Genomic DNA, 23,455 nt, shown 5'->3' with positions numbered 1-23,455 from the left:
GATCGGAACAAGCTGTGGATAACTCTGTTGGTAACTTATTTAGCAACCTAATTATTGTCTTCGTTCAGGCGCCTCAAAACGGTCCATTACCGCCAGCGAACGCGACGCGCTGAGCACCAGGCCGTAGCTGAGCTTTTCGTAGGTACGGAACACCAATAGCGTCCCGGCCGGCTCGTCGGGCATCTTCACCGGAGCACCGGTCACTCGGTCCCGAACGGTTTCCCCGGTTTTCACCACGGCCAGCAAATGGCCTTCCATCAGGCCGTCACGACGGCCCTTGTTCAGCGTCACCGCGTCCAGCACGCCGATCTGCGTCACGCCCCGTGGCACGTCGATGATGTGTCCGGCAGTGGCGCGAGCAGGCATCTGAATCACCAGGCTGGCCAGGTCGGTGGGCGCTTGCTGGCTGAGCAATCGGTCGCCGGGCCGCACTTCCTGGGTGACGCGCTGCACACCCAACGTGCTGACATCGCCCGCCGTCACAAAACGTGCGGTGCCAATGTCGTCGACGTTGATACCCAGCAATTCCTGGCTTTGCGGGTCGGTATAGGCCTTGCCGCGACGGAAGATCCCGTAGCTTTCGACTGCAGGGTCCAGGGCACCTCGCGCATAAATACGCTCGCCATCGGCGCCCAATACTCGTCCGGCATCTGCTGCAACAATATAGGGAGCGTGCTCCAGTTCCTGGGGGGTATCGAGAATGCGGTTGTGCAGTAAAAAGCGCTGGATGGCCTGCTGCGTATGAAGTGGCAACGGTTGGCCGGGCTGTGGATAGCTCTCGGGAACCTGGGCAATAACGGCCTGGGCCCACAGCAGCAAGACGAGTAGCGATTTCCTCATGGGGTGAATCTCCTTTATTATGTGCATTCGCGTGAAACGCCTTGGCCTTCGCGGCTTTCGGACGTTTTCCCACGGCACTTATCCCGGCACATCAAGGGTCCATCCCCGGCGCCGACTTGCCTTTACCTCACATGTGCAGCAATTACGCTTATGGCTATTTTGAACATCCTCGAATTTCCGGACTCACGCCTGCGCACCATCGCCAAGCCAGTGGCCGTAGTGGACGCCAAGGTTCGTCAGTTGGTCGATGACATGTTTGAAACAATGTATGAAGCCCCGGGTATCGGCCTCGCCGCGACCCAGGTCGACGTGCATCAGCGCGTCGTGGTCATGGACCTGTCCGAAGACCGCAGCGAGCCCCTGGTGTTTATCAACCCTGAGTTCGAAACCCTGACCGACGAGATGGGCCAGTACCAGGAAGGCTGCCTGTCGGTGCCCGACTTCTACGAGAACGTCGACCGTCCCCAGCGCGTCAAGATCAAGGCCCTGGACCGTGACGGCAAGCCGTTCGAGATGATTGCCGAAGGCCTGCTGGCGGTGTGCATCCAACACGAGTGCGACCACCTCAACGGCAAGCTGTTTGTCGATTACCTGTCCACGCTTAAACGCGACCGGATCAAGAAGAAGCTGGAAAAGAAGCATCGCCAGCAAGCTTGATTCCCTTCTTTCAAAGGCTTGCTCCGGCAAGCCTTTTTCTTTTGTGAGACGTTTCCCATGACCGAGCCACTGCGCATCGTTTTTGCCGGCACCCCCGAATTCGCCGCCGAACACCTCAAGGCCCTGCTCGCCAGCCCTTATGAAATCGTGGCGGTCTACACCCAGCCCGATCGCCCGGCCGGTCGTGGGCAAAAACTGATGCCCAGCCCGGTCAAGCAGCTGGCACTGGAAAACAACATTGTGGTGCTGCAGCCGCCGACCCTGCGCAACGCCGATGCCCAGGCCGAACTGGCTGCGCTGAAGCCAGACCTGCTGGTGGTGGTGGCCTACGGCTTGATCCTGCCCCAGGCTGTGCTGGATATCCCGCGCCTGGGCTGCATCAACAGCCACGCCTCGCTGCTGCCTCGCTGGCGTGGCGCGGCACCGATCCAGCGTGCCGTCGAAGCCGGTGATGCGCAAAGCGGGGTGACCGTGATGCGCATGGAAGCAGGCCTGGACACCGGGCCGATGCTGCTGAAAGTCACCACCCCGATCACCGGTCAAGACACCGGCGGCAGCCTGCATGATCGCCTCGCCGAAATGGGCCCGCCGGCTGTCGTCCAGGCCATCGTCGGCCTGGCTGCCGGCACCCTGCAAGGTGAAGTGCAGGACGACAGCCTCGCCACCTACGCCCACAAATTGAACAAGGATGAAGCCCGCATCGACTGGAGCCGCCCGGCCGTTGAGCTGGAGCGTCTGGTGCGTGCCTTCAACCCGTGGCCGATCTGCCACAGCACGCTCAATGGCGAGGCCTTGAAAGTACTGGCCGCCACCCTGGCCGAAGGCAAGGGCGCCCCCGGCGAGATCATCGGCGCCAGCAAGGACGGCCTGTTGGTAGCGTGCGGTGAACAGGCGCTGTGTCTGACCCGTCTGCAATTGCCCGGCGGCAAGGCGCTGAACTTCAGCGACTTGTTCAACAGCCGCCGTGAGAAATTTGCCGTTGGCATCGTCCTCGGCCAAGCGGTGGACGCGCAATGAACCCACGTCTGGCCGCCGCCAAGGCCCTGGCCGCCGTGCTCAACGGCAAGGCTTCCCTCAATAGTTCGTTGCCGACCCAACTGGATAGAGTCGAAGACCGCGATCGCGGCTTTACCCAGGACCTGGCCTTCGGTACCGCCCGCTGGCAGCCACGTTTATCGGCGCTGGCGGCCAAGCTGCTGCAAAAGCCGTTCAAGGCGGCGGACGCCGATGTCGAGGCGCTGCTGCTGGTGGGCCTGTATCAACTGCTCTACACCCGCGTGCCGGCCCACGCGGCCATCGGCGAAACCGTCGGTTGCGCCGACAAGCTGAAAAAGCCTTGGGCCAAGGCCCTGCTCAACGCCGTGCTGCGCCGCGCCCAGCGCGAAAGCGAAGCGCTGCTGGCCGAGCTGGAACATGACCCGGTGGTGCGCACCGCCCACCCGCGCTGGCTGCAAAAATCCCTGAAGGCATTCTGGCCCGAGCAATGGGAAGCCATCTGCGCGGCCAACAACGCGCACCCGCCGATGATCCTGCGGGTCAATCGCCGTCATCACACCCGCGACGCTTATCTCACATTGCTTGGCGAAGCCGGTGTAGCGGCCACGGCCTGCGTCTACAGCCAGGACGGCATCGTTCTTACAGAACCGGGCGATGTACGTAACCTGCCCGGGTTCGCCGAAGGCTGGATCAGCGTGCAGGACGAAGCCGCTCAACTGGCCGCCGACCTGCTGGACCTGGCCCCGGGCCAACGCGTACTGGACGCCTGTTGCGCCCCCGGCGGCAAGACCTGCCACATCATGGAAGTGCAAGCAGACCTGGCCGGTGTCGTCGCCGTCGACCTGGAAGCCAAGCGCCTGGTGCGTGTGCGGGAAAACCTCGCCCGCCTGGGCCTCAGCGCCGAGCTGATCGCCGCTGACGGCCGCGACACCGCCACCTGGTGGGACGGCAAGCCGTTCCAGCGCATCCTGCTGGACGCACCGTGCTCCGCCACCGGCGTGATCCGCCGCCACCCGGACATAAAGCTGACCCGCCAACCCGACGACATCGCCGCCCTGGCCGTGCTGCAAGGCGAGTTGCTGGACGCGTTGTGGCCGACCCTCGAAGTAGGCGGCATCCTGCTGTACGCCACCTGCTCGACGCTGCCTACCGAAAACACTGAAGTCATCGAAGCCTTCCTTGCTCGCACCAGCGGCGCACGGGAACTGGACCTCGACATCCAGGCCGGGATCAAGCAGCCTCATGGCCGCCAGTTGCTGGCCCAGGAAGGCGGCCACGACGGGTTCTATTACGCCAAGCTGATCAAGATTGCCGCCGCTCGCGGCTGAATGGTTTTAAGGGAGTGACCGGATGAAAATCATCATCCTCGGCGCAGGGCAGGTTGGCGGTACGCTGGCCGAGCATTTGGCCAGCGAAGCCAACGATATCACCGTGGTCGACACCGACGCGGAGCGCCTGCGGGATTTGGGCGACCGTTTGGACATCCGTACCGTACAGGGCCGCGCCTCGTTTCCTACAGTGCTGCGCCAGGCCGGTGCCGACGATGCCGACATGCTGGTGGCAGTCACCAACAGTGACGAGACCAACATGGTTGCCTGCCAGGTCGCCCACACCCTGTTTCACACTCCGACCAAGATCGCCCGAGTGCGTGAGGCGGCCTACCTGACCCGCGCCGGACTGTTCGACAACGACGCGATCCCGGTCGATGTGCTGATCAGCCCGGAACAGGTGGTGACCCATTACATCAAGCGCCTGATCGAACACCCGGGCGCCTTGCAGGTGATCGACTTCGCCGAAGGCAAGGCACAGCTGGTGGCGGTCAAGGCCTACTACGGCGGACCGTTGGTGGGCCAGCAACTGCGCCAGCTACGCGAGCACATGCCCAACGTCGAGACGCGGGTGGCGGCGATCTTCCGTCGCGACCGGCCGATCCTGCCCCAGGGCGATACGGTGATCGAGGCTGACGACGAGGTGTTTTTCATCGCCGCCAAAGCGAACATTCGCGCGGTGATGAGCGAAATGCGCCGTCTGGATGAAACCTATAAACGCATCGTCATCGCCGGCGGCGGGCAGATCGGTGAGCGCTTGGCCGAGGCCATCGAAAGCCGCTACCAGGTGAAGATCATCGAGATGAATCCGGCACGCTGCCGGTATTTGTCCGACACCCTCGACAGCACCGTGGTCCTGCAGGGCAGCGCCTCGGATCGTGATCTGCTGCTGGAAGAAAACATCGCCGACGCCGACATCTTCCTGGCCCTGACCAACGATGACGAAGCCAACATCATGTCGTCGTTGCTGGCCAAGCGGCTGGGGGCGAAGAAGGTGATGACCATCATCAACAACCCGGCCTACGTCGACCTGATCCAGGGCGGCGATATCGACATCGCCATCAGCCCGCAACTGGCGACCATCGGCACCTTGCTGGCCCACGTGCGGCGCGGCGATATCGTCAGTGTGCACTCGTTGCGCCGGGGTGCGGCGGAAGCCATCGAGGCGATTGCCCATGGTGATTCAAAATCGAGCAAGGTGATTGGCAAGGCGATCCGCGATATCGGCCTGCCGCCGGGCACCACCATCGGCGCAATCATTCGCGATGAAGAAGTGATCATCGCCCACGACGACACGGTGATCGCCACGGGCGACCACGTGATTCTGTTCCTTGTGGATAAAAAACATATCCGCGATGTGGAGAAGCTGTTCCACGTGGGCCTGAGCTTTTTCTGATCAAACGGAGTGACCGACATGCTCGAATCCCTGGAAAAAATGCTCGCCAAGGGCGTGGATAACTCACTGCTGCGGTTTGGTTTGGGCAAGGGTTATCTTGATCTGAAGGACAACGCCAAGGCGGCCGAGCATTTGCAGAAATGCGTCGAGTTCGATCCGAAGTATTCGGCGGCGTGGAAGCTGTTGGGCAAGGCGCAGCTGGGGCAGGGTGATAACGCTGCAGCGCGGTTAGCTTGGGAGAAGGGTATTGAAGCGGCCCTGGCACATGGCGACAAGCAGGCCGAAAAGGAAATGACCGTATTCCTGAAGAAACTCGACCGCCAAGCTTAAGCAGAACCCAATGTGGGAGCGGGCTTGCTCGCGAAGGCGTCGTGTCAGTCACCGAATTTGTGTCTGATACACCGCCTTCGCGAGCAAGCCCGCTCCCACATTTTGTTTTGTGCCAACCTTGAGTCAGCCGTACATCAATACCACCGCGCCTCACCCGGCGGGCGTTTCTTGAAGCGTTTCATGCTCCACATGTACTGGCTCGGGTAAGCCCCCACATAGCGCTCCACCACCTTGCTCATCGCCGCACACGAAGTGGCTGTATCGGTGCTGTACATGTCTTCCGGCGCCGCTTCCAGGATCACTTTGTAGCCCGAGCCATCCGGCAGCCGCAGGGCATGCAGGAACACCCCGACCGCCTTGTGCCCCGCCAGCATGTTCGGCACGAACTTGCTGGTCAGCGCCTGGGTGGCGAAGAACGGCACGAAGATCCCGGCCGATTCCGCCGGCTCCGGATCCGCAGGAATCCCCACCTGGCCGCCTTTGCGCACTTCCTTGATGACGCTGAGGATGCCTTCCTTGGTGGACGCCGCCACGCGGTTACCCAGTTGCACCCGCTGTTTGCGCAGCAAGTCATCCACCGCCTTGAGCTTCGGCGGGCGGTAGAAAATGATCGGTTTACACTGGCTGCAATAGAAGTGGTTCAACACTTCCCAGTTGCCCAGGTGGCTGGTGATGCCGACCACGCCTTTGCCCGAAGCCAGGGCTTCGTGCAGCACTTCCAGGCCTTCGACCTCGCGCACCAGGTCGATGGAACGCTGGGCCGGCCAGATCCAGGCGCAGGCGCTTTCGGTCAGGGACTTGCCGATGTCCATCAGGCTGCGTCCAACGAGACGCTCGCGCTCGGCCGGATCCATGTCCGGGAAGCATTTGGACAGGTTGATCCGCACCGTCTCACGGGAACGGTTGGGGGTTTTCCACATGATCCAGCCAATTGCCGAACCGACCGCTTGCACCGCGCGCCAGGGCAGCAGGGCAAACAACCGAAGAGCGCCTACCAGCAAGGCGCCTTTAAACTTTTCCACAGGTCACTCCTGATCGTGTGTGGTGCGCAAAGCCGCCATTCTAACCGGCGTTGGCGAGGTCCGCGTAACGGTCGCAGTCCTGAGTGTGGTCCATGACCATGCCCGAGGCCTGCATGAACGCGTAGCAGATGGTCGGCCCGACGAAGGTGAAGCCGGCTTTTTTCAAGGCTTTGCTCATGGCCTCAGCCTCCGGCGTAATGGCCGGGACCTGGCTGCGGTCCTTGAAATGATTGACCTTGGGCACGCCGCCCACAAACGACCACAGAAACTCCACGGGGTCCTGCAGCGCCAGCCAGGCGGCGGCATTGCGCCGGGTGGCATTGAGTTTCAGGCGGTTACGCACGATGCCCGAATCGAGCATCAGCGCTTCGATCTCGGCATCGCTCAGTTGCGCCAGACGCTGCGCATCAAAGCCGAACAAGACCTTTCGATAATGCTCGCGTTTGCGTAAAACGGTGATCCAGGACAGGCCCGCCTGGAACCCTTCGAGCAAAAGCAACTCGAACAGTCCCTGCGCATCGCGCAGCGGCGTTCCCCACTCCTGATCGTGATAAGCCATGTACAGCGGATCTTCAGAACACCAAAAGCAGCGTGGCATAAGGCTCCAGGGGATGGTGGCGCGGCCGAATCGGGTATACTCCCGCTCTTTAAATCGCAGCCCAAGTAACAGGTGAATTTCGTGAGCCAGCCTACGCCAGCCGTGCGTACCTTCCAAGACTTGATCCTCGCCCTCCAGCAATACTGGGCCGAGCAAGGTTGTGTGGTACTTCAGCCCTACGATATGGAAGTAGGCGCCGGCACTTTCCACACCGCTACCTTCCTGCGGGCCATCGGCCCGGAAACCTGGAACGCCGCTTATGTGCAGCCCAGTCGTCGCCCGACTGACGGCCGCTACGGCGAAAACCCGAACCGCCTGCAGCACTACTACCAGTTCCAGGTGGTTCTGAAGCCAAACCCGGACAACTTCCAGGAGCTGTACCTGGGCTCGTTGAAACATGTCGGCCTGGACCCGCTGGTCCACGACATCCGTTTCGTCGAAGACAACTGGGAATCGCCAACCCTGGGCGCCTGGGGCCTGGGCTGGGAAGTCTGGCTCAACGGCATGGAAGTGACGCAGTTCACTTACTTCCAGCAAGCCGGCGGCATCGAGTGCTACCCGGTGACCGGCGAGATCACCTACGGTCTCGAGCGCCTGGCCATGTACCTGCAAGGCGTGGACTCGGTCTACGACCTGGTGTGGGCTGACGGCCCGTTCGGCAAGGTGACCTACGGCGACGTGTTCCACCAGAACGAAGTGGAGCAGTCGACCTACAACTTCGAACACGCGAACGTCGAGAAGCTGTTCGAACTGTTCGACTTCTATGAAAGCGAAGCCAAGCGCCTGATCGAACTGGATCAGCCGCTGCCGTTGCCAAGCTATGAAATGGTTCTGAAGGCATCCCACACCTTCAACCTGCTGGACGCCCGTCGTGCCATCTCGGTAACTGCGCGCCAGCAATACATCCTGCGTGTACGCACCCTGGCGCGTTCCGTCGCCCAAGCCTACCTGTTGGCTCGCGCCAAGCTGGGCTTCCCGATGGCCACCGCGGACCTGCGTGATGAAGTGTTGGCTAAGCTGGAGGCTGCACAATGAGTGCTCAAGATTTCCTGGTTGAACTGGGCACCGAAGAGCTGCCACCCAAGGCACTGAATACCCTGGCCGACGCATTCCTGGCCGGTATCGAAAAAGGCCTGCAAACCGCTGGCCTGAAGTTCGCCGCAAAAAAAGTCTACGCCGCGCCGCGCCGACTGGCTGTGTTGCTCACCGCACTGGAAACCCAGCAGCCGGACCGCAGCATCAACCTCGACGGCCCGCCACGCCAGGCCGCCTTCGATGCTGAAGGCAACCCGACTCAAGCCGCCCTTGGTTTTGCCAAGAAGTGTGGCGTCGAGCTGAGCGAAATCGACCAGAGTGGCCCGAAGCTGCGTTTCAGCCAGGTCATCACCGGCAAGCCGACCGCCAGCCTGTTGCCGACCATCGTTGAAGACTCGCTGAACGACCTGCCGATTCCCAAGCGCATGCGCTGGGGTGCCCGCAAGGAAGAGTTCGTGCGCCCGACCCAATGGCTGGTGATGCTGCTCGGTGACCAGGTCATCGACTGCACCATCCTCGCCCAGAAGGCCGGCCGTGATTCACGTGGCCACCGCTTCCACCATCCTGAAGCCGTGCGCATCACCGCGCCCGCCAACTACCTCAACGACCTGCGTGCAGCCTATGTGCTGGCGGATGCCAATGAGCGCCGCGAGCTGATCAGCAAGCGTACCGAAGAGCTGGCCCGCCTGCAGGAAGGCACCGCCATCGTGCCGCCAAGCCTGCTGGACGAAGTGACCGCTTTGGTTGAATGGCCAGTGCCGCTGGTGTGCTCGTTCGAGGAGCGTTTCCTCGACGTGCCGCAGGAAGCGCTGATCACCACCATGCAGGACAACCAGAAGTATTTCTGCCTGCTGGACGTCGACGGCAAGCTGCTGCCGCGCTTCATCACCGTGGCCAACATCGAAAGCAAGGACCCGCAGCAGATCATCGCCGGTAACGAAAAAGTCGTTCGCCCGCGCCTGACTGACGCCGAGTTCTTCTTCAAGCAAGACAAGAAGCAGAAGCTCGAAGACTTCAACCTGCGCCTGCAGAACGTGGTGTTCCAGGAAAAACTCGGCAGCGTATACGACAAGGCCGTACGGGTTTCCAAGCTGGCGGCCTACATCGCGCCACGCATTGGTGGCGATGCTGCCTGGGCTGCGCGTGCCGGCCTGCTGTCCAAGTGCGACCTGGCCACCGAGATGGTCGGCGAGTTCCCGGAGATGCAAGGTGTTGCCGGTTACTACTACGCCCTGAATGATGGCGAGCCGCAGGACGTCGCCCTCGCGCTGAACGAGCAGTACATGCCGCGCGGTGCCGGCGCCGAGCTGCCGACCACCCTCACCGGTGCGGCCGTGGCCATCGCTGACAAGCTGGATACCCTCGTCGGTATCTTCGGTATCGGCATGTTGCCTACCGGCAGCAAAGACCCGTATGCGCTGCGCCGTGCGGCCCTGGGCGTGCTGCGCATCCTGATCGACAAGAAGCTCGACCTCGACCTGACCCAGGCCGTGGTGTTTGCGGTTGGCCAGTTCGGTGCCAAGGTCAAGCAAGCCGGCCTGGCCGAGCAAGTGCTGGAGTTCGTGTTCGACCGTCTGCGTGCGCGTTACGAAGACGAAGGTGTGGACGTTTCGGTGTACCTGTCGGTACGTGCCCTGCAACCAGGTTCGGCGCTGGACTTCGACCAGCGTGTGCAGGCCGTACAGGCCTTCCGCAAGCTGCCGGAAGCCGGTGCCCTGGCCGCCGTGAACAAGCGTGTGTCGAACCTGCTGAGCAAGGCCGACAACCTCGGCAATGCCGAAGTCGACCCGGGCCTGTTTGCCGATGCCAAGGAGTTCTCGCTGAACTCGGCCATCGCCAAGGCAGAAAATGCAGTGAAGCCGCTGATCGCCGAACGCAACTACGCCGAAGCCTTGGCGCGCCTGGCCACGTTGCGTGAGCCGGTGGATGCGTTCTTCGAAGCGGTGATGATCAATGCCGAAGACGCGGGCGTGCGGAAAAACCGCTACGCCATGCTGGCGCGCCTGCGCGGCCTGTTCATCAATATCGCTGACATTTCCGTACTGAGCTGACCATGTTGAAACTGCTGATTCTCGATCGGGACGGAGTGATCAATTACGACTCCGACGCTTACATCAAATCGGTGGCGGAATGGATTCCACTGCCCGGCTCGATCGAGGCCATCGCGCAGTTGAGCAAAGCGGGCTGGACAGTGGCCATCGCCACCAACCAGTCCGGCATCGCTCGCGGCTACTACGACATCGCCACCCTCGACGCCATGCACGCGCGCCTGCGCACGCTGGTGGCCGAGCAGGGCGGTGAAGTAGGGCTGGTGGTGTATTGCCCGCACGGCCCGGATGAAGGCTGCGATTGCCGCAAGCCCAAACCGGGTATGCTTAAAACTATTGCTGAACATTACAACGTGCCGTTGGCTGGGCTATGGTTTGTCGGGGACAGCCTCGGTGACCTGGAAGCCGCCAAAGCCGTCGACTCTCAGCCAGTTTTGGTAAAAACCGGGAAAGGCGAAAAGACCCAGGCTAAAACCCTGCCGGTAGGTACTTTGATTTTTGACGATCTGGCGGCGGTTGCCGCAGAACTTATCAACAACTAGCAGCCCTTCTGACTTCCTGACCAAGGACTGTTCGGGAGCGCGCTTTTAACAGGCGGGCGTTGTCCCGCAACGGTAAATGCCGCCATGTCGATTTTGCAGGCCATCAGAACCTTCTTCTTTTACCTGCTGTTGGGCACCAGCTCTTTTCTCTGGTGCACCCTGAGCTTTTTTATCGCGCCTTTCCTGCCGTTCAAGGCGCGCTATCGTTTCATCAACGTCTTTTGGTGCAACTGCGCGCTGTGGTTGACCAAGGTGTTCCTGAACATTCGTTTCGAGATCAAGGGCGCCGAAAACGTCCCGGACCAGCCTTGTGTGATTCTGTCGAACCACCAGAGCACCTGGGAAACCTTTTTCCTGTCTGCGTATTTCTCGCCCCTGAGCCAGGTGCTCAAGCGTGAGCTGCTGTACGTGCCATTCTTCGGCTGGGCCATGGCCATGCTGCGACCGATCGCCATCGACCGCGACAACCCCAAGGCCGCACTCAAGCATGTGGCCAAGAAGGGCGATGAGCTGTTGAAGGATGGGGTTTGGGTGCTGATCTTCCCTGAAGGCACACGCGTGCCCTACGGCACTGTGGGCAAGTTCTCACGTGGCGGTACGGCCCTGGCGGTGAACGCCGGGCTGCCGGTGCTGCCGATTGCTCACAATGCCGGCAAGTTCTGGCCAAAGACCGGCTGGGCCAAGCGTGAAGGCACCATCACTGTAATCATTGGCGAGCCCATGTATGCCGAGGGCGAAGGCCCACGTGCCATTGCAGCGCTGAACGACCGTGCCCAGGCATGGAATGAAGCGCAACAACGGGCCATGGGTTCGTTGCCGCCGGAGCCGGTTGTGGTCGACACGCCGGTGATTTGAGTTTCTGTGGATAACCTGTGTACGGTTTGTTGGCGAATGGCTCTTTTTAGCTTATAGGCTGCTGATTTACTTACATATTTCCCAAGCTCATAAAACAGCGGAAAAGGTGCATAAGTTTTTCCCGCATTAAAAAACCGGTCCTTGAGACCGGTTTTTTATGCACAGGTGAAAAGCCGCGATTCAGTCTCGCCACAATGGCAGCTGAAGGATGAAGGTCGTACCTTTATCCACCTCGCTTTCGCAGCGAATTCTCCCACCGTGACGATCCACGACGGCCTTGACCATGGTCAGCCCCAACCCCAATCCTTCACTGCCCTGAGCCGAGGCGAAGCGCCGGTATTGAGCGAAGAGTTCGGGCAAATCCTGCGGGGAGATTCCTCGCCCCTGGTCGCTGATGCGGCACTCCAAAGCGTCTTCATGACTGGTCAGGCTTAACGTAACGGTGGTGCCCGATGGGCTGTATTTCACCGCATTTTCCAACAGGTTGAACAAGGCGCGGGTCAGCAGCGATTGATCCGCCCACACCATTTCTTCGCCGTCTTCATCCAGGTGATGGACCAGGCGAATGCCTTTCAACTGGGCGTGCACTGCGACTTGATCAAATGCGTCGAGTACCAACATGGCGAACAGGCTGGGCTGGAATTGGTAGCCATCGGATTCGGCTTTCGCCAACTGCACGAATGATTCGGTCAGGTTCAGGGCACGGCGGACTTGTTGTTCGATCTGCGCAAATATCGGCGCGGCGGAGTCCTGAACATCCAACAGGGCCAGGATCGCCGAATGCGGCGCACGCAGGTCATGGGACAGAAAGCGCAGCAGGGTCTCCCGTTGCTGCTGGGCATCACGCTCAATGCTCAGGTCTGTGAGGCTCAGCAGCCAGCCCAGGGCCACGTCACCGTCTGCAGGCAGCAGCGGCGCCAGGTCGAGGCGCAGGCTGCGGTCAAGGGTGTCGCGGAACTCGACAATATCCAGCGTCGACAGGGCAGGGCGAACACCGTCCTGCAGCGGTGGATAACCCAATGCGGCGAGCTGATCCAAGAGGTTTTCGGCCACCAGTTCATTGCCGAACACATCGCGGGCAATTCGATTGGCCAGCAGGACGTTGCCCTTGGGGTCGGTAATCAAGGTTGCTACAGGCAAACATTCCAGCCCATCGGCCATGAAGCGACGAGTGTCCCGGGTACGGCTGACCGCTTGTTCGAGGGCGAAGATTCGTCCCTGCAATACATCACCCTGGCTGGCGGGCGCTCGACGGCGCTCCGGGAGCACTTTGGGTTCGTTGTCCAGGCGTGCCAGTTCCCAGCCGAAGTAGGCCAGGATCACGCTCAGGCGCCGCCAGTTCCAGATCAGGTAGCTGAGCAGCATGCCAATCAGACTTGCTGCCGGCGACCACCAATGGCCCAGGCGCAACAGGCCCCATGAACCCAGAAGCGCAGCCACCATGCAACCGAGGGTCAGCCACAGTGCATAACGCGGGCGAAACAGCAGAAGGCCCAACAGCACCGCGACCATCGCGGTGGCCAGTAGCGTCGCCATCCACACGGGCAGATCGACAATACTGCGCCCTTGCAGCAAGCCATTGAGAATATTTGCCTGGATCTCCACGCCCGGGGTGGTGCCGACACTGGCCGAAAGCGGCGTGACATAACGGTCGCCCATGCCCGGTGCCGTAGCGCCAATCAGGATCAAGCGGTCGCGCAGCAACTCGGGTGGCACCTCCCCGCGCAAGACACTGATATACGGCACGCTGGGAAAGCCAGCATGACTGGCGATAAAAGGAATTCGAATGGCATTTTCCCGCTGCCAGCTGGAGCTTTCTGACGGACCAGGTGCGCCCGGCATTCCGGATGGCTGGCCGCTCAGTTCAAACGCCAGCCAGGCCAACTGCGGTGTCAAATTACCGGGTGGGCCTTCACGCAAATACAGGCTTCGAACGATACCGTCGCTGTCCGCTTCCACGTTGATATGGCCGACGCTACGGGCGCAATCACGCAAGGGCAACACAGGCAGGATTTGCGCCACAGGCTGGCCGTAGCGCGGCGAACCTTCACGAATCAAAGGCAACAGGACGTTGCCAGCGTTGCACATAGCCTCGGCCAGGCGCAGGTCATTGGCTGGCTCCCGGGCGGGCTCGCTGAAGATCACATCAAACAGGATGCCGGCAGGCTTGGCGGCGCTCAGCCGATCAAGCAGGTCGGCATGCACACGTCGGGACCACGGCCATTGGCCGAGCTCCTTCAGGCTTCGGTCGTCGATCGTTACCAGCAGGATGCGTGGATCCACCGATAAAGGCGCCAGCCGGCGGAGGCTGTCATACAGCAGGTTATTGAGGGCCAGGCCAGGGCTCAGGGACAGGAAGGCCGTGATGGGTAATAGCAACAGGCTGACCCACAGCCATTCGCGCACCAGGCCATTGAACAGCCGCTGAGCCTTAGTCGGTTGGCGCTTTTCAGCCCTGTGCCACAGCCTCACCGGCTCGCGTCCAGGGCACTACTGAACGCGGTTCGCGGGTGGGTAATAGAAAATGTCATAAACCCCGGTTTCTCCCTCAAGCCCGTGTTCATCATATGCCGACAAGCGAACGTGATAGAACGATGCTTTCAGCCCAGTGAAGCGCATTTGCGGCTTGTCGGAGAAGTTTTCCTGCTTGATGTTCAGAAACTCCTTATCGGTCGCGACCTGGGCCCGGTAGCGTTGGGCCCCGGCCAATGGCCGCAGGAACAGGGTCCAGACAGGCGCATCGCCCTTTTGGCCGTCCTGGCCGACCAACCGTGGCGCATCAAGCAGTTCCACGGGTTTGAGTTCGCCTTGTTTCTTGAACGCGAGGCCCTGCCGCGCACCAACCTTTACTTCACCAGAGACTGGACCGGTAATGGGCTTCTTCTTGATAGGGTGCGGGGTCGGTGGAGCGTCATCACGATTGACCGCCACTTGCCCGTTGAGTACTTCCACCAGCGATTGTTCGCCATCGTTACGCACACGGAAATGCGTGCCGCGTACCCCCAGAACGCCCACCGGGGTCATGATCTGGAAACGGTCATAGTCGCTGGCACGCTTGATCACGTAAGCCTCGACCTGACCTTCTTCAAGAATCACCTGGGGAATGGATTGCTCCTCGACCAGATGCAATCGGACCTGGGAGCTGGAGGGCAAGACAATCCGCGATCCGTCCCCCAGCAACAGGCTGACAAATGCGCCCGATGAGGTTTTTACGCTTTCTTGTTCATCAATGAACATGCCTTCTTCCAGGGCCGCGGACACACCCTTGGCATCCAGTTTCCAGGCTTCGCCCGTGAGGTGCTGCACCACCGCCGGAAGCGGTTGCGCGCGGCACATCCGGTTGTCGTCGATATAGGGTGCACGGGGAGGGGCAGGGCGTGCCAAGGCCGGAAGACTCACTACGCCAAGCGTAACGATCAGGCCCGAACTCAACAGCGTAGAAGCGGCAGAGCGGAATCGGCAAGGGAAAAAGGTCATGGCGCTCATCAAGATTCTAGTTCTAATGGGTCATCAGAAAGCACTTTCAGGCAGCGTCTTGCAGCGGGAAGACCTTGATTACCGTCTACGATACTCGATGAGGTATCCAGTCGATAGCCGAAATATCTGGGAGCGTGAGATCCATTGCAGAAGATGACACGTCCCTGTGTCGGAGCACTTCCGTCGCTCCAATCCGTGTGTCATCCAGCGAGAGCGAATTTACCTACAACATAGGTGCATCGGACCGATTCGCAACATTTGTTCAGATTTGCGGGTACTTAAAATACCCAACGTTGGGTCTGCTGCTGTTCGCTGAGTTGCTGAAACGGTGAACGGGCGAAGCCCATGCCATTGCCGGGCTCACTCAAAGTCTGCCGTTCCTCGAACGGCATAGGTATCGCCGGCTTATTGGCCCCGACCGTTTCCGTGCCCAGCGTAGCAACCATCACCACCAATACCAGTCTTCCCCATACATCAACCTTCCCCAGAACGGCCATACGTCTCGAAACAGCATAAAACCAGATTGCCATTGATCCTTTTCCTGAAGGTCTCGAGCCGGTATCTTCCCAGCTTGGGTGTTGACGATTTCCAATGGCTTGCGGCCATTTGATATCAGCGTACCGAGAGATTCAGAGGGCCTGAGAATCTGGCCATAATTGTTCAGATTCGATGCCCGCATTCTTCAATAAGAAAGGACCCTGCCATGCGTGTCGCAATATTGGATGACGAACCTGCTGAACTGCGGCGGGTGGAACAGACACTGCGACAAATCCCCAGCGCTGCGGATCAGCCATGGACCCTGCACTGCTTCGAGCGTGGAGAAGACCTGCTGCGACAACTGCGCCGCGAGACCTTCGACTTGCTGATCCTTGACTGGCAACTGCCCGACCTCAGTGGCCTGGCATTGCTGCGCTGGACCCGCGAGCACATGGAAGCGCCGCCAGCCGCCATCATGCTTACCAGCCGCGATGCCGAGAGCGATATCGTCCAGGCGCTGAACAGTGGTGCCGATGATTACGTCAGCAAGCCGTTTCGTCCCAATGAGCTTAAGGCTCGGGTGAATGCCGTTCTGCGTCGCCACGGGTTGCAGAAGTCTGCAGCCAGTGAGGTGCATACCTTCAATGACCTGACCTTTGATGATGCTGAACTCACGGTGAGCAGGGCGGGAAAACCCATCAGCCTGACGGAGCGCGAATACCGCCTGGCGCGGTGCCTGTTTGAGAACCTGGCGCGGCCGCTGTCTCGAGAGTACCTGTATGAACGGTTCTGGACCCATGAGGAGATGGTGTCGTCGCGGCCGCTGGATACGCATATTTATCGGCTGCGGAATAAGCTCGGGCTGACGGCGGATCGGGGTTGGCAGTTGCTGACGATCTATGGGTACGGATATCGGTTGGAGAGTGTGACGGCGGCTTCCGAGGACTGAGATGTTCCACGTGGAGCATTTATAAAATGCTCATATCCAGCCCATAAAAAAGGCCAACGCTAAGCGTTGGCCTTTTTTGTTTTTGCGCTGCAACCTGATCAGAAGTCCAGGTTGGAAACCGCCAGGGCATTGCTCTCAATGAAGTCACGACGAGGCTCGACCGCATCACCCATCAGGGTGTTGAAGATCTGGTCCGCGCCAATGGCGTCTTCGATGGTCACGCGCAGCATGCGACGCTGGGCTGGGTCCATGGTGGTTTCCCACAGTTGATCCGGGTTCATTTCGCCCAGACCTTTGTATCGCTGAATGGTATGGCGCTTGGTGCTTTCCGCCATCAACCAGTCCAGGGCTTCCTTGAACTCTTTGACCGCTTTCTTGCGCTCGCCACGCTGAATGTAAGCACCGTCGTCCAGCAGGGTGCTCAGTTGCGCGCCGAGGGTAACAACCGTCTTGTAGTCGTTGCTGCCGAAGAAGTCGCGGTTGAAGGTGACGTAGTTCGACAGGCCGTGGGAGATCAGTTCGACCTCTGGCAGCCAGACGTTACGTTCACGGTCTTCACGCAGGCTGGCTTTGTAGACCAGGCCGGATTTTTCAACGGTACGCAGGCGGACTTCGTACTGGGCCAACCAAGCCTGCATGTGGGCATGATCACCCAACTGCTCCAGGCTGACGGATGGCAGGTAGATGAAGTGCTCGGTCAGCTCCTGGGGGTACAGGCGCGACAAACGCTTGAGGGTCTTCATCACCATGCGGAAGTCGTTTACCAGGCGCTCCAACGCTTCACCGGAGATGCCCGGGGCTTCGTCGTTCAAGTGCAGGCTCGCATCTTCCAGGGCCGACTGCGTCATGTACTCTTCCATGGCGTCGTCGTCTTTGATGTATTGCTCTTGCTTGCCTTTTTTCACTTTGTACAACGGCGGCTGGGCGATGTAGATGTAGCCACGCTCGATCAACTCCGGCAACTGACGGAAGAAGAACGTCAGCAGCAGGGTGCGGATGTGCGAACCGTCAACGTCAGCATCGGTCATGATGATGATGTTGTGGTAGCGCAGCTTGTCGATGTTGTACTCATCGCGGCCGATGCCACAGCCCAGGGCGGTGATCAAGGTGCCGACTTCCTGCGAGGAAATCATCTTGTCGAAACGCGCCTTCTCGACGTTGAGGATCTTACCCTTCAACGGCAGGATGGCCTGGGTGCGACGGTTGCGACCCTGCTTGGCGGAACCGCCAGCAGAGTCACCTTCCACCAGGTACAGTTCGGAGAGGGCAGGGTCTTTCTCCTGGCAGTCAGCCAGTTTGCCCGGCAGGCCGGCGATATCCAGCGCACCTTTACGACGCGTCATCTCACGGGCTTTACGCGCCGCTTCACGAGCCCGTGCTGCGTCGATCATCTTGCCGACAACCAGCTTGGCTTCGTTCGGGTTTTCCAGCAGGAAGTCGGAGAAGTACTTGCCCATTTCCTGTTCGACCGCTGTCTTCACTTCGGAGGACACCAGCTTGTCTTTGGTCTGGGAGCTGAACTTCGGATCCGGAACCTTGACCGAGATAATGGCGGTCAGGCCTTCGCGGGCATCGTCACCGGTGGTGGCGACTTTGTGTTTCTTCGCCAAGCCTTCCGCTTCGATGTAGGTGTTCAGGTTACGCGTCAGTGCAGAACGGAAACCCACCAGGTGAGTACCGCCATCGCGCTGAGGAATGTTGTTGGTGAAGCACAACAGGTTCTCGTTGAAGCTGTCGTTCCACTGCAGGGCGATTTCTACGCCGATGCCGTCTTCACGCTGGATGTTGAAGTGGAACACCTGATTGACCGCGGTCTTGTTGGTGTTCAGGTATTCAACGAACGCACGCAGACCGCCTTCGTACTTGAACAGCTCTTCCTTGCCGCTGCGTTCGTCCTTGAGAACGATACCCACACCGGAGTTCAGGAAAGACAGTTCACGAATCCGCTTGGCCAGAATGTCCCAGCTGAAATGGATGTTCTTGAAGGTTTCAGCCGAAGGCTTGAAGTGAATCTGCGTACCAGTGCTTTCGCTGTCACCGACGATTTTCATCGGTTCCTGTGGAACACCATGAACGTAAGTCTGTTCCCAGATCTTGCCGCTACGACGTACAGTCAGGATCAGCTCTTCAGAAAGGGCGTTTACTACCGAAACACCTACACCGTGCAAACCGCCGGATACTTTATAGGAGTTATCGTCGAACTTACCGCCGGCGTGGAGCACGGTCATGATGACCTCTGCCGCCGAAACGCCTTCTTCTTTATGCACATCTACCGGAATGCCGCGACCGTTGTCGCGTACGGTGATGGATTCGTCCGGGTGGATGATGATGCTGATGTCGTCGCAGTGACCGGCCAAAGCTTCGTCGATCGAGTTATCGACCACCTCGAACACCATGTGGTGCAGACCGCTGCCATCATCGGTATCACCGATGTACATACCGGGACGTTTGCGTACGGCATCCAAACCTTTAAGCACTTTAATGCTGGTCGAGTCGTACGTATTCGTATTTTCTTCGCTCATGCCTTCACTCCCGATGGTCGTGGGTCTGGGTGATACGGCCTTGTTCCACGTGGAACAAAGCGACTGGCGTTTCCGTCTGCCAGCCTTCCCTCAATAATTCGTGGTCTACACAGGTGATAAACACCTGGCAGCGTAAGTCTTCCAACAAGCGGCATAACGCGCGGCGGTGCTGCTCGTCCAGTTCGGACGGCAAGTCATCCACCAGATAAATACATTGCCCGCGCCGGGCCTGGCTAACCAGATGCCCCTGGGCGATACGCAAAGCGCAGACCACCAACTTCTGCTGACCGCGGGACAAGATATCCGCAGCATTATGTGCGCCCAATCTAAGGCGCAAATCAGCCCGTTGTGGTCCGGCCTGGGTGTGACCAATTTGCTGATCCCGTTGCAAGGACGTCGCGAGCACTGCACTCAGTTCCCGGTCTTTGTCCCAACCACGGTAGTAGCTCAACGTCAGCCCCTCGAGTTCAAGTAACTCGCTCAAGGTCTGCTCAAAGACTGGTTTCAAGGCTTTGATATAGGCGCGGCGGTATTCATCTATTTCAGCGCTGGCCAGGCACAGTTCCCGGTCCCAAGCAGCTTGTGAAGCGGCGTCAAGTGTACCATGCCGCAGCCATGAGTTCCGCTGCCGCAGGGCCTTCTGCAGGCGCTGCCAAGTGGCCATGAAACGCGGTTCCACGTGGAACACTCCCCAATCGAGGAATTGCCTGCGGATTTTTGGCGCGCCTTCCAGCAAGCGGAAGCTGTCCGGGTTGATCAGTTGCAGTGGCAGGATTTCTGCCAGCTGCGCAGCACTGCGAGCATTCTGCCCATCGATGCGGATTTGAAACTCCCCCTGACGATCACGAGAAATCCCCAGGCTGCTATGACCGCCTTCGGCCAATTCGACTTGGCCAAATACTGTGCACGCCAGTTGTTCGTACTGAATCACCGGTAACAAGCGGGCACTGCGAAAGGAACGAGCGAGCCCCAGCAGGTGAATGGCTTCCAGCACGCTGGTTTTGCCACTGCCGTTGGCGCCGTGGAGGATATTGATGCGGGGGGAGGGGGAGAAGGTCACCGGGTGCAAATTGCGCACCGCGGTGACCGAGACGCGACTGAGGGACATCTAGCTTCTGCTGAACATGATTACAGGCGCATCGGCATGACAACGTAAGCCGAGTCATCGTTGTCGGATTCTTGTACCAGGGCGCTGCTGTTGGAGTCAGACAGAATCAGGCGAACCTGTTCAGTGGTCATCACGCCCAGCACGTCCAGCAGGTAGCTGACGTTGAAGCCGATTTCCAGGTTGCCGCCGTTGTAGTCGACGCCCACTTCTTCTTCCGCTTCTTCCTGCTCAGGGTTATTCGCCTGGATTTTCAGTTGGCCGTTGGCCAATTGCAGGCGGATACCACGGTATTTCTCGTTGGAAAGAATAGCGGTACGGCTGAACGCTTCACGCAGGGCCTGACGATCACCGATCACCAGCTTGTCGCCGCCTTTAGGCAGAACGCGCTCGTAATCCGGGAACTTGCCGTCAACCAGCTTGGAAGTGAAGGTGAACTCGCCAGTGGTCGCGCGGATGTGGTGCTGGCCCAGCACGATACTGACACTGCCATCCGGCTCAGTCAGCAGGCGCGCGAGCTCCAGAATACCTTTACGCGGCACGATCACCTGGTGGCGATCCGGCTGACCGATATCGGCTTTCATCGAGCACATGGCCAGTCGGTGACCGTCGGTGGCTACGGCGCGGATGATGCCTTCGGAGACTTCCAGCAGCATGCCGTTAAGGTAATAACGCACGTCCTGCTGGGCCATGGCGAAACTGGTGCGCTCGATCAAACGGCGCAGTCGGCTTTGTTCCAGGCTGCAGGTCAGCGAGCCTGGGCCTTCTTCCACGGTCGGGAAGTCGTTGGCCGGCAAGGTCGACAGGGTGAAACGGCTGCGACCGGCCTTGACCACCAGCTTTTGCTCATCAACCTTGATGTCGATCAGCGCGTCGTTGGGCAGGCTTTTGCAGATGTCCATCAGCTTGCGCGCCGGCACGGTGATCTCGCCGGGTTCGGCGGGCTCTTCGAGCTGGACGCGACCGACCAGCTCGACTTCCAGGTCGGTACCGGTCAAGGACAATTGCTGGCCTTCGACAACCAGCAATACGTTGGAAAGCACCGGCAAGGTCTGTCGGCGCTCGACGACGCCTGCGACCAGTTGCAGGGGTTTCAACAGGGCTTCGCGTTGAATGGTGAAATGCATGGTCTAGTCCCTTGCCTTAATAAGCTGCGCTGGTGTTCATCAAGTAGTCAGTGTACGCAGCAGGTTCTTGTAGTCCTCGCGAATATCCGCGTCGGATTCCTTAAGTTCGTTGATCTTGCGGCACGCGTGCAAGACCGTGGTGTGGTCGCGACCGCCAAACACATCACCAATTTCCGGCAGGCTGTGGTTGGTCAGCTCTTTGGAGAGCGCCATCGCTACCTGGCGGGGACGTGCTACCGAGCGCGAACGGCGCTTGGACAGCAGGTCGGAAATCTTGATCTTGTAATACTCGGCCACGGTGCGCTGGATGTTATCCACACTCACCAGCTTGTCTTGCAACGCCAGCAGGTCTTTCAGGGATTCGCGAATCAGCTCGATGGTGATGTCACGCCCCATGAAGTGCGAGTGAGCGATGACCCGCTTGAGTGCGCCTTCCAGTTCACGCACGTTGGAGCGAATGCGCTGGGCGATAAAGAACGCGGCGTCGTGCGGCAGGTCGACTTTGGCCTGGTCGGCCTTTTTCATCAGGATCGCGACGCGGGTTTCAAGCTCCGGCGGTTCTACCGCTACGGTCAGGCCCCAGCCGAAGCGCGACTTCAGGCGCTCTTCCAGGCCTTCGATTTCCTTCGGATAACGGTCACTGGTCAGGATGACCTGCTGGCCACCTTCGAGCAACGCGTTGAACGTGTGGAAAAACTCTTCCTGGGAACGTTCCTTGCGGGCGAAGAATTGAATGTCATCGATCAGCAAGGCATCAACGGAACGGTAGAACCGCTTGAACTCGTTGATGGCGTTGAGCTGCAACGCCTTGACCATATCGGCCACGAAGCGCTCCGAGTGCAGGTACACGACCTTGGCATTCGGGTTCTTCTTTAATAGGTGGTTACCCACGGCGTGCATCAAGTGAGTTTTACCCAAGCCAACGCCACCATAAAGGAAGAGCGGGTTGTAACCGTGCTTGGGATTGTCGGCGACCTGCCAGGCAGCCGCGCGGGCCAGCTGGTTGGATTTACCTTCGACAAAGTTCTCAAAGGTGAACGTGCGGTTCAGATAGCTGGTGTGCTTGAGCGCACCCTCTACCTGGACGGTGCGCTGTTCGGCACGAACCGGGGCCTGTTGTGAGCTGGCGCCGGCCATTGGGTCAAAGCTGTCGCGGGACGGCTCTTCATTTATAGGCGCGTTTTTCTGCGACGAGGATTTCGAAGGCGTCTGGGCGGCCGGGGCTGGCGAGTTATTAACAGGTGCCGCAGCGGCCTGAGCCTGGGAGGCACTGGCTGCCAACGGTGCATTCGGCGCAGCACGAGGTGCCGAGCTACGTTTGCTGCCTATTAATAAGGAGAGCACCGGAGCAAGCCCGTTGCCATGTTCATCGAGTAATTCGAGAACGCGGCTCAGGTATTTCTCGTTGACCCAGTCGAGAACAAAACGATTGGGTGCGTAGACACGCAACTCGTCGCCTTCGGCTTCGACCTGTAGCGGACGGATCCAGGTGTTGAATTGCTGGGCAGGCAGCTCATCGCGCAAAAGCTCCACGCACTGCTGCCAAAGTTCCACTGACACGGATATCCCCTAAGTTGAAAGCCGGTGAGGCAAAAACAGCCGCCATTGTAGCGGCCAGCCGCCCACTTATCCACATGTAGGTTGCTCACAGGGCGCCAAGAATCAATGCCTTAACCGTAAAAAAGGCGACAAATGGTCTGTGCATAAGCTCTGTGGATAAGCGCCCCTAAGCTCGTTGTACAAGTGGGGTCGAAAGTCTGTGGGTAACTGGCCTGTGGATAACTAGCCATTCCACACACAGCTTATCCGATAGCGCAGCACAGGCAGAGCACCGTTTCTCCCCCGTGTTGTCATTCTCTGTACAGCCCGTAGAATATGGCCTCAAGGCAGTTATCCACAGAAGATGGGGTGCCTAGCTTTTATAAGCTTTACAGAAAAGCTTTAAATAACTTCCTTCTTTATTTTTATATCTATGGCATTGCTCGTGAAAGGCGAATCGCCCGGATTCGGTCCGCAGGCCTCCAGATATCTAATTAAAGGAAAAGCTGGTTGGAAATTGACCTAGAGGCTTGCTTTCTCTAGAATCGCCGGTCTCTTAAAACGGGGGCCATTCCGGCCGTTGTGGACGAACCAGGTAACACGCCATGAAAC

20 protein-coding genes are annotated in these 23,455 nt (G+C 59.4%); 10 read left to right on the top strand and 10 right to left on the bottom strand.

Annotated features, from left to right (window positions below; translation table 11 throughout):
- Positions 1-51 precede the first annotated feature (51 nt).
- Positions 52-840, bottom strand: a complete 789-nt coding sequence (locus tag JV201_RS00100) for a peptidoglycan-binding protein (protein ID WP_219406343.1) — start codon at positions 838-840, stop codon at positions 52-54.
- A gap of 150 nt (positions 841-990) precedes the next feature.
- Here JV201_RS00100 and def point away from each other — a divergent pair, with 150 nt between their 5' ends.
- From def to JV201_RS00075, 5 genes are read left to right on the top strand one after another with little or no spacing between them, the layout of a single operon-like run.
- Entirely contained in the window at positions 991-1,497 is a 507-nt protein-coding gene (gene def, locus JV201_RS00095; protein WP_003213617.1) for a peptide deformylase, read from the top strand.
- Positions 1,498-1,554: 57 nt separating this feature from the next.
- Complete coding sequence (gene fmt, locus JV201_RS00090; protein ID WP_219406342.1) at positions 1,555-2,514, top strand: methionyl-tRNA formyltransferase; 960 nt, start codon at positions 1,555-1,557, stop codon at positions 2,512-2,514.
- A complete protein-coding gene (rsmB, locus tag JV201_RS00085; protein WP_177068639.1) occupies positions 2,511-3,821 on the top strand; it encodes a 16S rRNA (cytosine(967)-C(5))-methyltransferase RsmB in 1,311 nt (436 codons plus the stop codon). Before fmt ends, rsmB begins: the two co-directional genes overlap by 4 nt.
- A gap of 22 nt (positions 3,822-3,843) precedes the next feature.
- Positions 3,844-5,217, top strand: a complete 1,374-nt coding sequence (gene trkA, locus JV201_RS00080) for a Trk system potassium transporter TrkA (protein ID WP_003213611.1) — start codon at positions 3,844-3,846, stop codon at positions 5,215-5,217.
- An 18-nt stretch (positions 5,218-5,235) separates the two neighbouring features.
- A complete protein-coding gene (locus JV201_RS00075) occupies positions 5,236-5,547 on the top strand; it encodes a lipopolysaccharide assembly protein LapB (RefSeq protein ID WP_003213608.1) in 312 nt (103 codons plus the stop codon).
- A 134-nt stretch (positions 5,548-5,681) separates the two neighbouring features.
- On the opposite strand, the gene JV201_RS00070 is transcribed toward JV201_RS00075, so the two are convergent.
- Entirely contained in the window at positions 5,682-6,569 is an 888-nt protein-coding gene (locus tag JV201_RS00070) for a lysophospholipid acyltransferase (RefSeq protein ID WP_003213605.1), read from the bottom strand.
- 40 nt (positions 6,570-6,609) lie between these two features.
- Positions 6,610-7,167: a DNA-3-methyladenine glycosylase I gene (locus JV201_RS00065; protein ID WP_003213603.1), complete on the bottom strand. Its 558-nt coding sequence runs from the start codon at positions 7,165-7,167 to the stop codon at positions 6,610-6,612.
- Positions 7,168-7,248: 81 nt separating this feature from the next.
- Here JV201_RS00065 and glyQ point away from each other — a divergent pair, with 81 nt between their 5' ends.
- The 4 genes from glyQ to JV201_RS00045 all read left to right on the top strand — a co-directional run bounded on the left by glyQ (position 7,249) and on the right by JV201_RS00045 (position 11,647).
- A complete protein-coding gene (gene glyQ, locus JV201_RS00060) occupies positions 7,249-8,202 on the top strand; it encodes a glycine--tRNA ligase subunit alpha (RefSeq protein ID WP_219406341.1) in 954 nt (317 codons plus the stop codon).
- Positions 8,199-10,253, top strand: a complete 2,055-nt coding sequence (glyS, locus tag JV201_RS00055; protein ID WP_003213599.1) for a glycine--tRNA ligase subunit beta — start codon at positions 8,199-8,201, stop codon at positions 10,251-10,253. Before glyQ ends, glyS begins: the two co-directional genes overlap by 4 nt.
- 2 nt (positions 10,254-10,255) lie before the next feature.
- A complete protein-coding gene (gmhB, locus tag JV201_RS00050; RefSeq protein ID WP_166742131.1) occupies positions 10,256-10,792 on the top strand; it encodes a D-glycero-beta-D-manno-heptose 1,7-bisphosphate 7-phosphatase in 537 nt (178 codons plus the stop codon).
- Positions 10,793-10,876: 84 nt separating this feature from the next.
- Complete coding sequence (locus tag JV201_RS00045; protein WP_003213596.1) at positions 10,877-11,647, top strand: 1-acyl-sn-glycerol-3-phosphate acyltransferase; 771 nt, start codon at positions 10,877-10,879, stop codon at positions 11,645-11,647.
- A 180-nt stretch (positions 11,648-11,827) separates the two neighbouring features.
- Here JV201_RS00045 and JV201_RS00040 read toward each other — a convergent pair whose 3' ends face one another.
- The 3 genes from JV201_RS00040 to JV201_RS00030 all read right to left on the bottom strand — a co-directional run bounded on the left by JV201_RS00040 (position 11,828) and on the right by JV201_RS00030 (position 15,654).
- The gene (locus JV201_RS00040) at positions 11,828-14,119 is read right to left on the bottom strand and encodes a CHASE2 domain-containing protein (protein ID WP_219406340.1); all 2,292 of its coding nucleotides are present in this window, start codon (positions 14,117-14,119) and stop codon (positions 11,828-11,830) included.
- Positions 14,120-14,137: 18 nt separating this feature from the next.
- Positions 14,138-15,133, bottom strand: a complete 996-nt coding sequence (locus JV201_RS00035) for a FecR domain-containing protein (RefSeq protein WP_256347145.1) — start codon at positions 15,131-15,133, stop codon at positions 14,138-14,140.
- Positions 15,134-15,402: 269 nt separating this feature from the next.
- Positions 15,403-15,654 carry a hypothetical protein gene (locus JV201_RS00030; RefSeq protein WP_003213590.1) on the bottom strand — a complete coding sequence of 84 codons (252 nt, stop codon included), beginning with the start codon at positions 15,652-15,654 and terminating at the stop codon, positions 15,403-15,405.
- A 173-nt stretch (positions 15,655-15,827) separates the two neighbouring features.
- Between JV201_RS00030 and JV201_RS00025 the strand changes: the two genes are divergently transcribed.
- The gene (locus JV201_RS00025) at positions 15,828-16,550 is read left to right on the top strand and encodes a response regulator transcription factor (protein WP_003213588.1); all 723 of its coding nucleotides are present in this window, start codon (positions 15,828-15,830) and stop codon (positions 16,548-16,550) included.
- A gap of 98 nt (positions 16,551-16,648) precedes the next feature.
- On the opposite strand, the gene gyrB is transcribed toward JV201_RS00025, so the two are convergent.
- The 4 genes from gyrB to dnaA are packed head-to-tail and all read right to left on the bottom strand — an operon-like array spanning position 16,649 to position 22,864.
- Positions 16,649-19,072: a DNA topoisomerase (ATP-hydrolyzing) subunit B gene (gene gyrB, locus JV201_RS00020; protein WP_003213587.1), complete on the bottom strand. Its 2,424-nt coding sequence runs from the start codon at positions 19,070-19,072 to the stop codon at positions 16,649-16,651.
- A 4-nt stretch (positions 19,073-19,076) separates the two neighbouring features.
- A complete protein-coding gene (gene recF / locus JV201_RS00015) occupies positions 19,077-20,180 on the bottom strand; it encodes a DNA replication/repair protein RecF (protein WP_003213585.1) in 1,104 nt (367 codons plus the stop codon).
- Positions 20,181-20,200: 20 nt separating this feature from the next.
- Positions 20,201-21,304: a DNA polymerase III subunit beta gene (gene dnaN / locus JV201_RS00010; protein ID WP_219406339.1), complete on the bottom strand. Its 1,104-nt coding sequence runs from the start codon at positions 21,302-21,304 to the stop codon at positions 20,201-20,203.
- A 39-nt stretch (positions 21,305-21,343) separates the two neighbouring features.
- Entirely contained in the window at positions 21,344-22,864 is a 1,521-nt protein-coding gene (gene dnaA, locus JV201_RS00005) for a chromosomal replication initiator protein DnaA (RefSeq protein WP_177090138.1), read from the bottom strand.
- Positions 22,865-23,455 lie beyond the last annotated feature (591 nt).

The sequence above is a fragment of the Pseudomonas sp. Colony2 genome (assembly GCF_019382755.1).
GTDB lineage: Bacteria > Pseudomonadota > Gammaproteobacteria > Pseudomonadales > Pseudomonadaceae > Aquipseudomonas.
This window is presented reverse-complemented; position numbering and strand designations above follow the sequence as displayed.

What these genes read in the sequence shown, in the direction of transcription:
- JV201_RS00100 (WP_219406343.1), bottom strand. Translation starts at nt 840, where the DNA reads ATGAGGAAATCGCTACTCGTCTTGCTGCTGTGGGCCCAGGCCGTTATT.
- def (WP_003213617.1), top strand. Translation starts at nt 991, where the DNA reads ATGGCTATTTTGAACATCCTCGAATTTCCGGACTCACGCCTGCGCACC.
- fmt (WP_219406342.1), top strand. Translation starts at nt 1,555, where the DNA reads ATGACCGAGCCACTGCGCATCGTTTTTGCCGGCACCCCCGAATTCGCC.
- rsmB (WP_177068639.1), top strand. Translation starts at nt 2,511, where the DNA reads ATGAACCCACGTCTGGCCGCCGCCAAGGCCCTGGCCGCCGTGCTCAAC.
- trkA (WP_003213611.1), top strand. Translation starts at nt 3,844, where the DNA reads ATGAAAATCATCATCCTCGGCGCAGGGCAGGTTGGCGGTACGCTGGCC.
- JV201_RS00075 (WP_003213608.1), top strand. Translation starts at nt 5,236, where the DNA reads ATGCTCGAATCCCTGGAAAAAATGCTCGCCAAGGGCGTGGATAACTCA.
- JV201_RS00065 (WP_003213603.1), bottom strand. Translation starts at nt 7,167, where the DNA reads ATGCCACGCTGCTTTTGGTGTTCTGAAGATCCGCTGTACATGGCTTAT.
- glyS (WP_003213599.1), top strand. Translation starts at nt 8,199, where the DNA reads ATGAGTGCTCAAGATTTCCTGGTTGAACTGGGCACCGAAGAGCTGCCA.
- gmhB (WP_166742131.1), top strand. Translation starts at nt 10,256, where the DNA reads ATGTTGAAACTGCTGATTCTCGATCGGGACGGAGTGATCAATTACGAC.
- JV201_RS00045 (WP_003213596.1), top strand. Translation starts at nt 10,877, where the DNA reads ATGTCGATTTTGCAGGCCATCAGAACCTTCTTCTTTTACCTGCTGTTG.
- JV201_RS00035 (WP_256347145.1), bottom strand. Translation starts at nt 15,133, where the DNA reads ATGAGCGCCATGACCTTTTTCCCTTGCCGATTCCGCTCTGCCGCTTCT.
- JV201_RS00030 (WP_003213590.1), bottom strand. Translation starts at nt 15,654, where the DNA reads ATGGCAATCTGGTTTTATGCTGTTTCGAGACGTATGGCCGTTCTGGGG.
- JV201_RS00025 (WP_003213588.1), top strand. Translation starts at nt 15,828, where the DNA reads ATGCGTGTCGCAATATTGGATGACGAACCTGCTGAACTGCGGCGGGTG.
- gyrB (WP_003213587.1), bottom strand. Translation starts at nt 19,072, where the DNA reads ATGAGCGAAGAAAATACGAATACGTACGACTCGACCAGCATTAAAGTG.
- recF (WP_003213585.1), bottom strand. Translation starts at nt 20,180, where the DNA reads ATGTCCCTCAGTCGCGTCTCGGTCACCGCGGTGCGCAATTTGCACCCG.
- dnaN (WP_219406339.1), bottom strand. Translation starts at nt 21,304, where the DNA reads ATGCATTTCACCATTCAACGCGAAGCCCTGTTGAAACCCCTGCAACTG.